Annotated in this window: 13 protein-coding genes; 4 read left to right on the top strand and 9 right to left on the bottom strand. The window is 64.7% G+C overall.

Annotated elements, in window-relative coordinates; genetic code table 11:
* Positions 1–44 precede the first annotated feature (44 nt).
* Positions 45–416 (top strand): ribonucleotide reductase subunit alpha, encoded by a 372-nt coding sequence (locus OX462_RS15325; RefSeq protein ID WP_070223625.1) that lies wholly within the window; start codon positions 45–47, stop codon positions 414–416.
* Between the two features lie 140 nt (positions 417–556).
* Here the strand turns inward: OX462_RS15325 and OX462_RS15330 are convergent, their stop codons facing one another.
* Genes OX462_RS15330 through OX462_RS15340 form a run of 3 tightly spaced genes read right to left on the bottom strand, consistent with a single transcriptional unit; the run spans position 557 to position 3,944 of the window.
* Complete coding sequence (locus tag OX462_RS15330) at positions 557–1,249, bottom strand: carbonic anhydrase (protein WP_070223626.1); 693 nt, start codon at positions 1,247–1,249, stop codon at positions 557–559.
* A gap of 56 nt (positions 1,250–1,305) precedes the next feature.
* Positions 1,306–2,703, bottom strand: coding sequence for a NarK family nitrate/nitrite MFS transporter (locus OX462_RS15335; RefSeq protein ID WP_070313632.1), 1,398 nt, complete (start codon positions 2,701–2,703; stop codon positions 1,306–1,308).
* Entirely contained in the window at positions 2,700–3,944 is a 1,245-nt protein-coding gene (locus tag OX462_RS15340) for an MFS transporter (protein WP_070313631.1), read from the bottom strand. Before OX462_RS15340 ends, OX462_RS15335 begins: the two co-directional genes overlap by 4 nt.
* A gap of 288 nt (positions 3,945–4,232) precedes the next feature.
* Here OX462_RS15340 and OX462_RS15345 point away from each other — a divergent pair, with 288 nt between their 5' ends.
* Together OX462_RS15345 and OX462_RS15350 are read left to right on the top strand one after the other, a co-directional pair.
* On the top strand, positions 4,233–4,679 hold the full coding sequence (locus tag OX462_RS15345) for a GNAT family N-acetyltransferase (protein WP_070313630.1): 447 nt from the start codon (positions 4,233–4,235) through the stop codon (positions 4,677–4,679).
* An 86-nt stretch (positions 4,680–4,765) separates the two neighbouring features.
* Complete coding sequence (locus OX462_RS15350) at positions 4,766–5,143, top strand: SirB2 family protein (protein ID WP_070313629.1); 378 nt, start codon at positions 4,766–4,768, stop codon at positions 5,141–5,143.
* Positions 5,144–5,158: 15 nt separating this feature from the next.
* Here the strand turns inward: OX462_RS15350 and OX462_RS15355 are convergent, their stop codons facing one another.
* From OX462_RS15355 to OX462_RS15365, 3 genes are all read right to left on the bottom strand, one after another.
* Complete coding sequence (locus tag OX462_RS15355) at positions 5,159–7,621, bottom strand: TonB-dependent siderophore receptor (protein ID WP_409026465.1); 2,463 nt, start codon at positions 7,619–7,621, stop codon at positions 5,159–5,161.
* An 84-nt stretch (positions 7,622–7,705) separates the two neighbouring features.
* On the bottom strand, positions 7,706–8,680 hold the full coding sequence (locus OX462_RS15360; RefSeq protein ID WP_409026466.1) for a FecR domain-containing protein: 975 nt from the start codon (positions 8,678–8,680) through the stop codon (positions 7,706–7,708).
* Positions 8,680–9,192, bottom strand: a complete 513-nt coding sequence (locus OX462_RS15365; protein ID WP_099410823.1) for a sigma-70 family RNA polymerase sigma factor — start codon at positions 9,190–9,192, stop codon at positions 8,680–8,682. Before OX462_RS15365 ends, OX462_RS15360 begins: the two co-directional genes overlap by 1 nt.
* Positions 9,193–9,441: 249 nt before the next feature.
* On the opposite strand from OX462_RS15365, the gene OX462_RS15370 reads away from it, so the two are divergent.
* Complete coding sequence (locus OX462_RS15370; RefSeq protein ID WP_409026467.1) at positions 9,442–9,954, top strand: hypothetical protein; 513 nt, start codon at positions 9,442–9,444, stop codon at positions 9,952–9,954.
* 10 nt (positions 9,955–9,964) lie between these two features.
* On the opposite strand, the gene OX462_RS15375 is transcribed toward OX462_RS15370, so the two are convergent.
* The 3 genes from OX462_RS15375 to OX462_RS15385 all read right to left on the bottom strand — a co-directional run bounded on the left by OX462_RS15375 (position 9,965) and on the right by OX462_RS15385 (position 15,902).
* On the bottom strand, positions 9,965–11,272 hold the full coding sequence (locus OX462_RS15375) for a DUF3472 domain-containing protein (RefSeq protein WP_409026468.1): 1,308 nt from the start codon (positions 11,270–11,272) through the stop codon (positions 9,965–9,967).
* A gap of 130 nt (positions 11,273–11,402) precedes the next feature.
* Entirely contained in the window at positions 11,403–12,794 is a 1,392-nt protein-coding gene (locus OX462_RS15380; protein ID WP_070223645.1) for a Gfo/Idh/MocA family protein, read from the bottom strand.
* A 66-nt stretch (positions 12,795–12,860) separates the two neighbouring features.
* Complete coding sequence (locus OX462_RS15385) at positions 12,861–15,902, bottom strand: TonB-dependent receptor (RefSeq protein ID WP_409026469.1); 3,042 nt, start codon at positions 15,900–15,902, stop codon at positions 12,861–12,863.
* Positions 15,903–16,069 lie beyond the last annotated feature (167 nt).

Consider the following 16,069-nt stretch of genomic DNA (forward strand, 5'->3'; position numbering starts at 1 on the left):
TGCGGTATACCTGTCGTCATCGTTCAACACAGAGAAAGAGCACCATGTCGATTACCGATTACGCCAGCCTGCTGCACAGCGCCCGCAACCAGGAGCAGCCGCAACGCCTGCTGTTCACCTTTACCCAGGCGCAGGCCCAGCCTGGCGGCCAGGGCAAGTCCCTCACGCCCGTGATGTGCGCCGACAAGCTGCCCGATGAACTGGGCAGCTTCGAGACATTGAAGGAGGAGTCGAAACAGATGCAGACGCACTGGGACGTGGTCTTCGTGGCGGGACTGGCGGGTCGCGAGGGCCAGCCGCCCGCCGCGCAGGAATGCGAAGCGCCCCTGCGCGCCATGGTGACGGCCATCGAGCAAGGCCGCATCGACAGCCTGCTGGCGTTTGACCGCAGCGGGGATTTATTGCGTTTTAGCTGAGGGAAGTTGTCGGATTGCGGCCTGCGGCCTCGGCGGCCCCGCCCAATCCGACCTACCTTGCGTAATTGGCGGAAGAATGCCGCGACGTAGGTCGGATTAGCGTAGCGTAATCCGACACATTGTTGGCGGCACGTTTCGGATTACCTGGCCGCATCCGGCCAAGGGCGCTCATGCAGATGGCGCGCCCGCTCTATCGGACAGACGAGCGGCAAAAACTGCTGCTGGCGCGCCGAATAGGCCATCAGCGCCCCGCTGTCGATGTCAAAATACCAGCCATGCAGTTTCAATACGCCCTGCTCCACCCGGCGCTTGAGCCACGGGTAGGTGAGCAGGTTGTCCAGCGACTGCAGGATGCTGGCCAGTTCGCACGCATGGTGCTGTTCCTCCGACGAGCGGTGCGCCAGGTCACGCCGCACCCTTTGCGCCACCGGTTCGGCGATGCGCATCCACTGTCCCACGAAGTCCGTTTCCTGCCCTTCCGCGCGCGGCTGCGGTTCCAGCAGCGCGCGGATGCCGCCGCAGCGCGCATGGCCCAGCACGATGACCCTGGCCACTTCGAGCTTGCAGACGGCGAATTCGATGGCCGAACTGACGCCGGGCGGCGCGTCTGGCGTGCACGGCGGCACCAGGTTGGCGATATTGCGCACGACGAACATGTCGCCCGGGTCGCTGCCCGTCAGCAGCATGGGATCGACGCGCGAATCGCAGCAGCCGATCAGCAGGGTCGTGGGCCGCTGCCCGTCACGCAGGCTGTCGTACAAGGTTTGCGGCTCGCTGAAATACTGCTGCTGAAACAGGCTGAAGCCGTTGACGAATTTTTCCAGTTCTTCCATGACATACTCTCATTTCCTCAACGTCTGGCAAGAACGACTTGCCAGACATTCCAACTTTAGCAAGGCATCAGCGCATTCTTGCGCGCATAGCACCACCAGGTGATGGCGATGCAGCTGACATAAAAGCCGATGAAGCACCACAGGGCCGCGTCGGGGCTGCCCGTCAGCGCAATCGACGTGCCGTAGCTTTTCGGGATGAAGAAGGCGCCGTAGGCCGCCACTGCCGACGTGAAGCCCAGCACGGCCGCGCCTTCCTTGTTGGCGTCGACGATCGCCTGCTCCTGCGCCGCCTTGCCCTTGCCGGCCGCAGCGCGCTGATGCTCCGTCAGGAAGATCACGGGAATCATGCGGAAGGTCGACGCATTGCCGATGCCCGTGCCGGCGAACAGCAGCATGAACATCCAGAAGAAGCCGCTGAAACTGCCCGCAGTGTGCACACTTCCGCCGGCTTGCGGCATGAAGTACAGCACGCCCAGCACGGCGCCTATCATCAGGAGGAAGGACCACAGGGTGACGCGTGCGCCGCCCAGTTTGTCGGAAATCACGCCGCCGGCGACGCGCGCCAGGGCGCCGACCAACGGTCCCAGGAAGGCGTAATCGAGCGGGTTCACGTCGGGGAACTGGATCTTGATCAGCAGCGGAAACGCGGCCGAGTAACCGATGAAGGAGCCGAAGGTGCCCGTGTACAGCCAGCACATGAGCCAGTTGTGCTTGCGCTTGAAGATCACGGCCTGTTCGGAAAATGACGCCTTGGCCGACGCCAGGTCATTCATGCCGAACCAGGCCAGCAAAGTGGACAGCGCGATGAACGGCACCCAGATGAAGCCCGCGTTTTGCAGCCACATCTCCTTGCTCACGCCATTCTTGACCCAGGTGAGCGAATCGCCACCCCAGGCGCCGAAGACGGCGAACGTGATCACCAGCGGTACGACGAACTGCACCACCGACACGCCCAGGTTGCCCAGGCCCGCATTCATGCCCAGCGCGAAGCCCTTGCTGGCCTTCGGATAGAAAAAGCTGATGTTGGCCATCGACGAGGCGAAATTGCCGCCGCCGAAGCCGCACAGCAGCGCCAGGATCAGCATGGTCGGATAACCGGTGTTCACGTCCTGCACGGCCAGGCCGATGCCGATGGCGGGAATCAGCAGGGAACCCGTGGAAATGGCCGTCCAGCGCCGGCCGCCGAAGATTGGCACCATGAACGAGTAAAAGATGCGCAAGGTGGCGCCGGACAGGCCCGGCAAGGCCGTCAGCCAGAACAGCTGGTTGTTACTGTAGGTGAAACCGATGTTGGGCAGGTTGACCACCACCACGCTCCACACCATCCACACGGCAAACGCCAGCAGCAGCGCGGGAATCGAGATCCACAGATTGCGCGCGGCCGTGGCCTTGCCCGTGCTTTGCCAGAAGCTCGGGGTTTCCGGCTCCCAGGTATTGATCATATAGCGGCTCATGCTTTAACTCCTGCAGGTTGAGTAGTTGGTGCCGCACGCAGCGGCTTGAACGAGAAATGCATCCAGACGAGGGAAACGCAGACGGTGCCGTACAGGAGCATGAAGGAGCTCGAACGCACGCCCGTGAAGTCCACCAGAGCGCCGAACATCACGGGCAGGATGAAGCCGCCCAGGCCGCCGGCCAGACCCACCACGCCCGAGACGGCGCCGATGTTGTCGGAAAAATCATCGCCGATGAACTTGAAGACGGATGCCTTGCCGACGGCCATGGCGATGCCGACGATGAACAGCAGCACGGTGAACCACAGCGGCGACAGGCCGATATGGAAGGCCAGCGGCCCGGTGACGGTTTCCACGACCATCTGCGTTTGCGGATACGACAGCAGGAAGAAGCACACCCAGCACACCCACATCACGGCCCAGGTGACTTTCGCCGCACCGTATTTGTCGGAGATCCAGCCGCCCAGCGCGCGCAGCACGCCGCCCGGCAGCGAGAAGCAGGCGGCCAGCAGCGCCGCGTGCTTCAGATCAAAACCGTATTCGGCCACGTAATACTTCGTCATCCACAGGGCCAGCGCCACGTAGCCGCCGAACACCACCGAGTAGTACTGGCAGTAGCGCCACACGCGCGGATCCTTCAGCACCTTCATCTGGGCCGAAAAACTTTCGCCCGATGGCGCCAGGTGCGATTTGTCCGTGTACGAAAACAGCCAGAAGATGATGGCCGTGGCCAGCATGGCCACCGCATACACCTTGGGCAGCATCTGCCAGCCGAAGGCGGCGACGATGCCCGGCGCGACGAACTTGGTCAGCGCGGAACCGGAGTTACCGGCGCCGAAAATGCCCATCGCCAGGCCGCGGCGCTCCTTTTCGTACCAGCGCGCCACGTACGGCGTGCCGACGGAAAACGAACCGCCCGCCAGGCCCACGAACATGCCCAGCACAAGGAAATGCCAGTAGGCGGTGGCGTAGGAAATCAGGTAGATCGGCACCACGCTGGCCAGCATCAGCAGGAAGAAGACGCGGCGTCCGCCGTATTTGTCTGTCCAGATGCCCAGCGGCACGCGCACGAGGGAGCCCGTCAGCACGGGCATGGCGGCCAGCAGGCCGAATTGCGTTTCAGTCAAGCCCAGGCTGGTCTTGATGGGGATGCCCAGTACGGCAAACATCATCCAGACTGCAAAGCAGATGGTAAATGCGAAGGTACTGCTGATTAATACGGACGCCTGCTTGCGCCGCATGCCCGGTTCGACTGCCTTGTTACTGCTGTTACTGTTCTTGTTAGTGCCATCTAGGGTAGCCACGATGTTTCTCCATGAATGCACTGGCCGTCTGGCCAGCCGTCCCGACCAGCTTACGTGGCAGCGGCGAAAGGCACTATCGGCCACAGGGTGATTCCGGGAAGGCAATCTGGATAGCCGCATCGGCAAAAGTGACTAGATGACGGGGTGCGCGCCTAGCCTGGATGGCGGGTGTTTTACAAACCGGCGCATTTTTGGCACACTCGGCGCCTGGAGAAAAGGAGCGGCATGCAGAACAGGCACGAAACAGACGACATCATCACGCGCGTGGCCCAAGCTGGCGATGTGAAAGCCATGCTGGCTTGCGATGCCTATGCCCAGACGCACCCGGAGCGCGGCGAGGCCGTGCGCGCCGCCGTCGGCAAGGGCCACTGCCAGGTGGCCCTCCGGGCCGGCCAGATGGCAGGCTATGTGCTCCTGCACGACGACTTCTTCGGCCACGGTTTTGTCTCGCTGGTGGTGGTCGCGCCCGCGCACCAGCGCTGCGGCGTGGGATTGCGCCTGCTGGCGGCCGCCGCGGACGCGTGCCAGACAGGGAAGCTATTCACCTCGACGAACCAGTCGAACGGCGCCGCGCAACGGCTGTTCGCCGGCGCGGGCTTCGTGCGCAGCGGCCGGATCGACCATCTCGATGAGGGCGATCCGGAGTTCGTGTACGTGAAATTCCTGCGTTAGCTGCATCTCGTCCCGACGGCGTATGGCGCAGGACGCCAAAGGCGGCTATGCTGGCGCCACCATCAATCAACGCCACCACATCACGCATGGATTATCTGAGCCTCAAACATTTCCACATGGGCTGCGCCGCCGCCAGCGGCTGTCTTTTCCTGTTGCGCGGCGCCTGGATGCTGCGCGCCTCGCCCGCCTTGCAGCAGCGCTGGGTGAAAATCCTGCCGCACCTGGTCGACACGGCACTGCTGGCCAGCGCCATCGCCCTGGCCGTGTGGAGCGGCCAGTCGCCGGGCAGCCAGCCCTGGCTGGCCGCCAAGCTGTGCGCGCTGGTGGCCTACATCGTGCTGGGCACCATCGCGCTGAAACGGGGCAAGACGCCGGCCGTGCGCGGCGCCGCCTTCGCCCTCGCCGTGCTGGTCTTCGCCTACATCGTCGCCGTGGCCGTCACCAAACAGGCATGGCCGCTGTAGCACCAGGCAAGCGCATCAGAAGATGTAGCGCAGGGTAACGCTGGCGTTGCGCGGCGCACCCCAGTACCCCTGGTTGTACATGCCAAGCTGACTGTAGTAATGCTTGTCGAACAGGTTGTTGACGTTGGCCTGCAGGGACAGTTGGCGCGACAGCGCGTATTTCGCCATCAGGCTGGCCACGGCATAGCCGCCCTGCTCCACGCGCTCCGTGCCATCCGGCCCCGTGGCATCGCGGTAGGCGCCGCTCTGCCAGTTCACGCCGCCGCCCACGGACAAGGTGCGCCAGCCGCCAGGCAGCTGGTACGTGGAAAACACGCGCGCCAAGGTCTGCGGCACATAGCTGTTCAGGCGCGCGCCCGTGTTGTCCTCGGCTGCGGCATGCGACACGCTGGCAGAGACGTTCCAGCCCTTGGCCAGCTCGCCCGACAAGTCCAGTTCCACACCCTTGCTGGTGGTGCCCGAGGCCGCGTAGTACGCCTGCGTCAGCGAATTGCCGACAAAATGGCCCGTGTCTTCCTGCGCCAGGCCATCCTGCGCGATGCGGAACACGGCCAGCGCCGCATTGAGTTTGCCGCCGAAATACTCGCCCTTCACGCCCGCTTCCACATTCTTGCCTTGCACGGGGTCGAGATAGCGGCCAAACCGGTCCTGGTAGCCCTGCGGCTTGAAGATCTTGCTGTAGCTGGTGTACAGCGCGTGCTGCTGGTCGATATCCCATACCAGGCCAGCATATGGCGTGACGGCGTGCTTGGCATACGCATAGCCGCCGCCCCAGTCATCGACGTGGTCCGCCTTGTAGCGGCTGTAGCGCGCGCCGACGATCAGCTTCAGGGGATCGGCCAGCGAAAAACGCGCCGTGCCATAGATGCCGCGCTGCTGCACCGTGTCGAGCAGCTTCCAGCGCGAGAAATTCGGGTCGTTCCAGTCCGGCTCCGGCGTCACGCCCTGCCACTGATGAAAATTGCCGTAGTCGACGCTGCCGCCGGCAATGCCGGGGTTGCTGGCGAACTGGTTGCTGCCCGAGACGCCGAACGCCAGGTCGTGCGTGCGGCCCAGCAGCTGCACCGGCCCCTGCACATAGGCGTCGACGCTGTCCTGGCGCCGCGTCCCCGAGTAAAAGCCGGCGTAGCCCGTCACGCCCTGGCCCGTGGCCTTGTCCGGCCAGGTATTGGCGAAGAGTTCGGCCGCCGAGTAATTGCCCCAGCCGTGATTCAGCATGGCCGTCAGGTTCCAGCCCTTGCCCAGTTCCTGCTCCAGGCGCAGGAAGGCAGTCTGGCTGGTGCTGAACCAGCGGCTCCAGGTGGTGGCCGTGGTGGTGGAGCGGGAAAACATGGCCCGTTCGCCATCCGCGTACCACAGCGGCAGGCCGCCGTACATGCCGCCACGCGGGCGGTTGTCCTGGTATTCATAGCCGGCGATCAGCACGCTGCCGGGCGCCAGATCCGCCTCCACGGTGGCGTAAGCCATGGCCTTCTTGCCATGATACAGATTCACATACGATTCGCTGTCCTGGTAGCTGGCCACGACTCTTCCGCGCACCTTGCCATCAGCACTCAGGGGTGTGGACAGGTCCGCGCTGGCGCGCGCATTCTGCCAGGAACCCAGGCTCAGGGCCGCATTCCCGGCCAGCTGCGCCGACAATGCGCGCTTGCGTACCAGGTTGATGGTGGCCGACGGTTCGCCCGCGCCCGTCAACAGGCCCGTGGCGCCGCGCACGATCTCGACCCGGTCGTAGGCCGTCATGTCCAGCGTGCTGTCGCCCACATTGAACGCATTGTCGACCGTGGTGGGAATGCCGTCGTACTGGTAGCTGGCGATGGAAAAGCCGCGCGCGAAGAACGAGGTGCGGTCGCTGTCGTAGCGGTTGATGGCGATGCCGGCTGCGTTTTGCAGCACCTCTTCCACCGTTTGCAGGTTCTGGTCATCCATCTGCTGGCGCGTGACCACGCTGACGGCTTGCGGCGTCTCGCGCACGGACAGGCCCAGGCGCGTGGCCGAGCGCATGGTCCGCGTCGTATAGGCGCCGCTGCCTTCCGTCGCGCCGTTCGCATCAAAGCTGGCACTGACCTTCATCTCGGGCATGGTCTGGCCGCCATCGGCCGCTGCCACGTCGAGCACATAACCGCCATTGGCCTGCGGCACGGCGCGCAAGCCCGAGCCGGCGACGATGGCGCCCAGCGCTTCAGGCACGCTGTAGCTACCGGTCAGGCCGGCGCTGCGCTTGCCCGCCAAGGCGGCGGCCTGGTAGGAAATCATGGTGCCCGTCTCCTGGCCGAAACGCACCAGCACCTGTTCCAGGGAGCCGGCCGGTATCGCCAGCGCGATGCGCGCCGCATTCGCGGCCTGGGCCGCAGGAGCGAAGATGGTGGCGCCGCCGGCGGCGAGCAGCCACAGAGCTTGGCTGACGGCCAGCACCGCCACGCTGCGGCGGCAGGTACGGGAGGCGGAAGAAACGTGAATAAGTGTTGTGCTGGGCATGCGGACTGTTTTCCTGAAAGTGAATGAAGGGTTCACTTGCTATGTCACGCGAAAATCGCAAACCCCTCACTTTCCAGAAAATATTCATGTAGGCTGCCGATGCGGTACCACGCTCACCCAGAAGCGCGTGGTCTGGCGCACGTCGACGGCCAAGGTGCGCGTCAGCATGTCGAGCACCTGCCCCGTGTCGGCCAGCGGGTAGATGCCGGACACGCGCAAGTGGGCGATGGCCGGATCGCAAGCCAGGCGCCCAGGGCGGTAGCGGGCCAGTTCGCCGATAAATTCCGCCAGCGGCATATCGTGCGCCACCAGCATGCCGGCCGTCCACGCATCCGCGCCGGCAGCCAAGGTCCGAACGGCGCCGATCTGCGCCGCCGTAAAGCTGGTTTGCTGGCCCGCCTGCAGCCTGCGCGCCGCATCGGGCGCCTGTTCCAGTTGAATGTCGACGGCACCGGCGAACACGCCCAGCTGCGTGCGCTCTCCTTCCACGCGCACGGCAAAGCGCGTGCCCACCGGTTGCAAGCGGCCTTGTGCCGTTTGCACGACAAATGGCCGGCCGGCCTGATCGCGCGCCGTGCTGACCATGATCTCGCCTTTGACTACCGTCACCAGGCGCTGGCCCGCGTCATAACGCACGTCGATGCTGGATGCCGTATTGAGCGCGATGCGCGTGCCGTCGTCCAGCACGACGTGGCGTAATTCTCCCGTGCCCGTGCGGTAGTCGGCAAGCCAGAAGCGCGCCTGCTCATCGCCGCCCGCCAGCCAGGCGCCGCCGCCCACGGCCAGCAACGCCAGCAGCTTGAGCGACTGCCGGCGCGCCGCATTCGCCTGCGCATGGACCGGCTTGCGCGCCAGCGTGCCGTGCGCCAGCGGCGCTGGCAAGGCACGCATGCGCGCCATGCAGCCCTCCACATGCTGCCAGGCTTGCTCATGTTCGGGGTCGCTGTCGCGCCAGGCGCGCCAGGCCTGCTCCACTTCCGGCGTGGCGTCTCCGGCCTGCAGGCGCACCAGCCATTCCACCGCTTGCAGGCTGGCCGCTTCCGGCGTGAAGGCGCCCATCACGATGCCGGATGGGCAAAGAAACACTGATGCATGGCTTTGACCAAGTAGCGCTGCACGGTCGCCAGCGAGACATTCAATTCCAGCGCGATGGCCGCCTGCGGCATGCCATCGAGCTGCGACAGCAGGAACGCGCGGCGCACAGCAGGCGCCAGGCCATCGAGGCGGCGGTCGATGTCGAACAGGGCTTCGAGCAGGATCGCCTGCGCCTCGGGATCGGGCGCGTGCTGCGCCGGCAGGCTCGCCAGCGTTTCCAGGTAAGCCGCCTCCAGGTCGCGCCGGCGGTACAGATTGCCCAGCACGCCCTTGGCCACCGTCGTCAAAAAGGCGCGAGGCTCGCGCGCGGCGATGGCTTCGTCGCGATTGAGCAGGCGTATGAAGGTGTCGTGCGCCACGTCGGCCGCGTCAAAGGCGTTGCCCAGCTTGTGCCGCAGCCAGCCTTGCAGCCACCGGTGGTGTTCGTGATACAGGCTGCCCACCTCCTGGTGAGCGCCGGGTTGGGCAGCCGACACGTCGCATACTCCCTGATTCACAAATAATAATGATTCGCATTCTATATCCATGCGCTGCTGCGGCGCAAGCGCCCTGCCAGCGCTTGTTTGACGCGCTTCTTTCCAAAATTTCCTTGCTGATCGTATCCGGTGGCGTAGCCTGCATTGCAAATTCAGCAGAACGCTCCCGGCTACGCGGCAATGATAGTATCGGCAACATCATCGACAAGCCGGCCACCCTGGCCATGCATCCCCCATTGAAAGGCGAACATGCTGCTATCCGAATTGCTGACCAAACTGACCTGCGGTGACCTCGAAGGCGAGGAGCTCGACGAGGCCGTCGCCGCCATCACCGCTGCGCCCTCCGCGCCACGCGACGAGTGGATCGACAGCGATGCCCAGGCCTATGCGCTGGAGATCCTCTCGCAGCTGGGCGGCTATATGGCGTCGAGCGACAAGCTCGATGAGCTGCACGAACAGATACAGGACATGTTCGACGACTTCCCCGACTTCCCGTACGAGATGCTCAAGGCAGGCCGCGGCAGCGCGCTGCCCTATTTCGAGTGGCTCGATACGGAACTGGCGCAGCGCGCCGTGGACGAAGGCGGCTATGAGCTGATCCAGATCGACGGCAACGGTTCCGACGAAATGGATGCGCTGCTCGTGTACCGGCGCGATACAAACGACATCATCCAGGCGGCGGCCTTGATGGGCGTGACGATAGGCCGGCCGCTCACCTACTATCGCGGCATCGACGCGATGGCGGGCAAGCGGCCGGGCTAAGCACCCACGCCTATTGCATCGGCAAGGCGCTCACATCGACGGCGGGCGCCTGGCCTGTCGCGGGCCGCGTGAAGTTCTGGCTGGTCTTCACGTAGTCGGCAAAGAAGCCGCCGTTATGCAGATAGAACCTGCCGTTCTCCACGCCGCCCGCGTAATCCATGCGCTGCGCACTGGTGGCCGTGGCGTCGCCCGTGAAGCGCCCCGCCGTCACTTCCGACCACGTGCCGGCAACGTTCCTCGCCCACTGGTTGCCGAACTGGACGCGGCGCTCCGTGTAGCCCAGGGTATCGATGAAATTCTCGAGGAAGGAATGCACGCCCGTCAAATACGTGGAAATCGCCGGCCGCTTCCAGGTGGCGATGTAGCGCCACTTGCCCGTCTCGGGCGCGAAGAACCAGGCCGAGTAATCGCTGCCGCCATTGCCGTCGGGCCGCGCGCGCGTGATGAAACGGTACGTCGTGCCGGCCGCCCAGTTATACGACAGATAGGTCTGGCCGCCCGTGCCCTCGCCGCCGAACGCATTGTCGACCACGCCGGCGCCCTTGCTGACCAGGGTGGTTTTCGCGCCATTGTCGGCATCCCACACGGAGAACAAGATCCAGCGCTCGCTCGGCGATTTCACCTGGATGCCCATGTAGCCTTGGCTGAAGCCGTTGGCCATGAAGTAGGAGCCGATCGCGTCCTGGCCCTGGGGAATCGTCATCTCGTTATAGAAATACTCGGTATTGGCGGGCACCGTGTAGCCCATGTGCACGGACGGGCCGCGCCGCGACCAGTAGTAATTGGCGGGGTCGTTGGCGTAGGTGAGCGCGGCGCTGGCCGTCACCTTCAGCGCGGAGACGTCGCCGAACGTGTCCTTCACGCGCGACAGTCCCTGCAAGTCCACCTTCACATAGCCGGCCGCCGCCACGTTCACCGTGCCCACGGCATAGGTCTTGCGTTCCTTGCCGGCCAGCTTGACGTCGAACGGCGTGCCGTTGACCTTCACGCGGATGGTGCTGTTGCCGCCATCGGCCAGGCTGGCGTCGAGCGCCACCTGCACGGGTCCCGCCCCGCCCACGCGGAAGTAGGTGCTGGCGACGGCAGCGGGATTGCTCCAGCCAGACAGGCCGCGCTCGCTGATGACGGCGCCCTCATTCCCGCTGGTGATGAAGGCGTTGCCGGCCAGTTCCACGGTGGCGGACGTGGCGGGCGCGGCCACGGTGGCGGCCAGCAAGGCGGTGCCGCCCGAGCCGGTGGCGGTGGCGCCACCGCAGGCCGCCAGCAGCATCGGCATGGCGGGAAGGAATGCAAAGAGCAATGAACTTGTGTGCTTCATCAACGTCTCCTGGTGTGGTACGGCTTGCGGCGGACGAACAAGGGCCTGCGCGCCTGCGCCGCGGTTGAAAAATGGATAGGGAAAGAAAAAACCCGCTACGGCAACTGGTGCGGTAGCGGGTCGTTAAGGCTTAGTACTTGCCGTCGAGGGCGAAGATCGGCTTGCGCGATTTCCACTGCCCGCCCGTGAAGTCCGGGAAGTCCAGGGTCTGGAAGTTGGCGGCGATCGATTGCTCGGACAGCGGCGTGATGGCGCTCCAGGTGACGGCATCGTAGATATCGATCGGCATCGGCGCGTTGGCCTTCAATGCTTCGACAAAGGCGTGGATGACGAAGAAGTCCATGCCGCCGTGGCCCGCGCCCTCGGCTTGCGCCGCGTACTTGCGCCATACGGGATGCTCATACTTGTCCTGGTAAGCCTTGAAGTCGTCCCACTGGTGCGGCTTGCTGACGCCTTCGATATGGATGGAATTGTTCAAGTCCATCCACAGGCCGTCCGTGCCTTGCACGCGGAAGCCCAGCGAATACGGGCGCGGCAGGCTGGTATCGTGCTGCAGGATGATGGTTTCGCCGTTCTCGCACGCCAGGGTGGTGGTGACCACGTCGCCCAGCTTGAACTTGACCTTGGCGTTCGCATGCTGCGCGCCGCCCGGCTGCTTGACGATGTAGTCATGCAAGCCGCGCGCCTTGGTGGCGAAGGCGTTGATGCGCGTGAAACGGTTGCCGCGGTTGATGTTGGTGTACATGGCGCAGGGGCCGATGCCATGGCTCGGATACAGTTCGCCGTTGCGCTCGACCGAGTGCTGCGTGCGCCAATGGGCTTCCGACCAGCCCTTCTCTCCGAACTCCACGCCGCCGCCATACGGCTTGGCCGGATTGCCGCTGTTGAATTTCACGGCGCGCAAATCGTGCTGGTAGCCGCCCTGCAGGTGCAGCAGTTCGCCGAACAGGCCGGCGCGCACCATCTGCAGCGCCGCCATCACGTCGCGGCGGTAGCACACGTTTTCCAGCAACATGTACGGCGTGCCCGTCTTCAGCTGGGTATTCAGGACATCCCAGTGGTCTTGCAGGGTGATGCCGGCCACCACTTCGCAGCCGACGGCGATCTTCGCCTGCATGGCGGCGATCGCCATCGGCGCATGGAATTCCCACGGCGTGGCGATGATCACGCCGTCGAGGCCGCCCGCGTCCAGCATGCGCTTGTAGGCTTTCTGGTCGCGGTCTTCGCCATATGTGCGCGGGCGCGGCTTGCCGGCTTTTTCCACCTGGCCCAGCGCATGTTTCAGCATGATCGGTTCGATATCGCACAGGGCCACCACTTCCACGTCGTCGCGGCGCACCAGTTCGGCCAGCAGCACCTGGCCGCGCATGCCCGTGCCGATCAGGCCCAGGCGGACCTTGTCGCGGCCGGCGGCAGGTGCGGCGTTGGCCTCGCCAGGCAGCAAGGCGCTGCCGGCCATGGCGCCACCGGCCAGCGCGGCGCTGGCGGACAGGAAATTGCGTCGATTGAATTGTGTCGTCATTGGTCTCTTCTCGCTTCCATTGGTAATGATCGTCGCCGGCCCGCCGCACGGCGGGCCGGCTGCAGTTTAATAGGTGTATTCCGCCGTGAAGCGCACGGAACGCGGTGCCGTGCGGCCCGCCACCTGCAGATAGCTGCGGGCGATGGCGCCGTGGTCTTCGCGCGTTTCGTTGTAGCGGGTCACGGTCTGGCTGTTGAACACATTGAACACGTCCACTTTCAGGCTCAGGCCCTTGACGGCGCTGGGAGTATAGGCCAGATTCATGTCCAGCTGGGCTTGCCATGGCAGGCGGCCCTGGCTGCCGCGCGGCGCCGGCTTGCCATTGCAATAGAAGTAGGAATCGCCGTAGTCGTTCTCGAACTTCAGGTTGTCGGGCAGCGCGCCGATGCAGTTGCGCGGCGCGCCCGAGGTCAGCGACAGGTTGGCGCCGACCGTCACGTCCGGGATCACCTGCATGAAGCCGTAGGCCTTGAACGCATGGCGGTGGTCGCCCGGCAGGTAGCCATAGGCGTTGTACATCAGTTCCTTGTGGTCGTCGCTGACCGTCAGGCCCACGTCGCCGCCGCCGATGCTGTCCGTCTGGCCTTCCATATTGCCCTTCAGCGCAGACAGGGTGTAGGTCAGCTTGCCGTACCAGCCGTTCGTGTACGGGTGCTCGACGAACAGGTTCAGGGCGCGGTAGGTGCGCGATGGCAGCGGGTTGCCCCACTCGGCCGCCGAAATATCCACGCGGCGCAAGCCCTTGCCGTCGTCGAAGTCCACCATCAGGCTGTTGTCGCGGCCCGGGTTGATGATGGCGCACTGGAAGCCGCCCCAGTTGCTCGTGTCGACGCTGTTGCGCGTGGCCCAGGCTTGCAGCGGACGCGCGTCGCAGGTGTCGTCGTTGGTGTCGTTCAGCTTGCGGTACAGGATGCTGGCACCCACCACCAGCTTCTTGCTCAGGGCGCGTTCGAAACCGAGCGAGAATTCATCCTGCGACAGCGGCTTGAGGCCGATGGCCGTCACTTCGCGCGCATCGCGGCTCTGGCCATACGCGTTGTTGGCCGAATACGGCTTGCTGATCGCATGCAGGCCCGTCGGCGCGCCCGTGACGGGATCGACGCCCGTGTAGGTGTACATCTCGCTGGTGGCCAGGAAAGGGCTGGCCATGTTGCTCGACAAATTCGATGGCACCGGCAGGTGGTAGCGGCCGCCGTTGGCGAAGAATTTCAGGGTGCCGTCGCCCAGGTAATCCCAGGTGGCGCCCACGCGCGGGGCGATCATATTGCGCTGCGAAATGAAGGCCACGCCATCGGTGCTGTAGTTGGTGAACTGTTCGCGGCGCAGGCCCAGGTCCAGCAGCACCCGTTCCGTGACCTGGTAGTGATCCTGGATGTATTGCGCCGATTGCACGCTGGTCGGACGCGCCAGGTTGGCGTTCAAGTCCTTGCTGACGTAGTAGCCCTGCGCGCCGTAGCCCCCGCCCTGGGCCGGCGTCTCAAACGCGCCGTTGATCGGGCGGTTCGGATCGGTGGCGCGCTGGTAGCTCCAGCGGTAGCCGCCGGCCAGGCTCAGGCCCACTTTCGATTCCACGTCGATGCGGTCGATGCCGCCGCGCAGCGAATGCTTGCCCAGCTTGTATTCGAGATCGAGTCGCTTGGCTTTCTGGCGGTCTTCCGACGACGGGTCGACCAGGGTGCCCGTCACCGTCTGCGGATTGGCGTACGTCAGGCCCGGCACCTGGGTCGATGCGTTCGACGACGTTTGCGCCAGCAGCGGATTGTAGCCGTTCGGCGTGCGCGTGTGCGAGGTGCGCGATTCGCCCATCATGGCCGTCACGGTCAGGTTGTCCGTCAGGTAGCCCGTGTACTTGAAGATGTCGATGTTGGCGCCCGGCGCGGCCGACGAGCCGCAGCAGTTGACCGTCGTCTCGCCCTTGCCTGCCTGTACGCCGTTGCTCGCATGCGTGGCGTAGCTGTAGCCATACGCCTGGCTGTCCGTCTTCGTGCGGTCATACAGCTTGGTATATTCGAAGTGATGGTCGTCCGTCAGGTTGAAATCGAGCTTGGCCGTCATGCGGTCCACCTTGCTCTGGCTCGTGCTCCAGCCGCGCGCCAGGGCCGTGCCCGAGTCGGCGGTGGCGGCGACGGCCTGGCTGTCGGTGCGCGTCTGTTCCAGCGCCACGAAGGCGAACAGCTTGTTCTTGATCAGGGGACCGCTGCCGTACAGGCCCACCACCTTGCTGGTGCTGCCGTTGTCGCGGTTCCAGTACAGCAGGTTGCCGTCCGTCTTGGAATTGGCGCCCGTGTTCGGGTAATACGTGTTTTCCGGCTCGCCTTTCAGCGAACGGGGAATGATGGAGACCTTGCCGCCGAATTCGACCTTGTTGCCGCCGCTCTTGGTGGTGATATTGATCACGCCGCCCGTGGAGCGGCCGAATTCCGAACCATAGCCGCCCGACAGCACCTGCAGGTTGGAGATCGCGCCAAACGGCAGTTCCGACGCGCCCACCTGGGTCAGGATGTTGGTGATGGGGAAGCCGTTGACGTAGAACGCGTTTTCCGACTGGCCCGAGCCGCCGATCGATGGCGCATTGCCGTACACGCTATTGGTGCCGCGCGACACGCCCGGCGTCAGCTGCACGATGGAGGCCACGTCATTGCCGACCGGCAGCGCCTTCAATTCCTTGGCCGTGAAGATCACGCCATTGTTCGTGTTCGACACGTCGATCGGATTGCGCGACGCCTTCACCACGACGGTCTGTTCCTGGCCCACGGGGCCGGCCGCGCTGGCCGGGCCGAAGTTCGCTTCGGCGCCCGCGCCGATCAGGGCTTCGACTTCCTGCGACGCTTCGACCGACCCGGCGCGCAGCACGCGCACCGCGTAACGGCCCGGCGGCATGGAGTTGGCCACATAGCGGCCCGACGTATCCGGCGTCAGGGTGCGCTGCACGCCCGTCGCCAGGTTTTCCAGCACCACGGTGGCGCCGGCGGGCGCGCTCACTTCGCCGAAGATGGTGCTGGTGGCGTTCGACTGTGCCCAGGCCTGGCCTGGCACGCCGGCCGCCAGGGCGATCACGATCGCGGCGGCGCGGCTGATGTCGCGCAATTTGAGTCGGGTGGTATGCATGTGTCTCTCCGTCTATATCGAGGGTTATACGCGCCCTCCCCGCTCCAGGGCGAAGTCGGGGGGATGCAATTTTTATGGTGAGCGTCGGAAGGGAGAGCCAGGCAGCCGTTCCTTCCGGGAAATCAGTCCGTCTTGGCTGATTTTCGTTTTCTTGGGATTACTTTAAA

Source organism: Janthinobacterium aestuarii (assembly GCF_046113285.1).
In the GTDB taxonomy this organism is placed as follows: Bacteria; Pseudomonadota; Gammaproteobacteria; order Burkholderiales; family Burkholderiaceae_D; genus Janthinobacterium.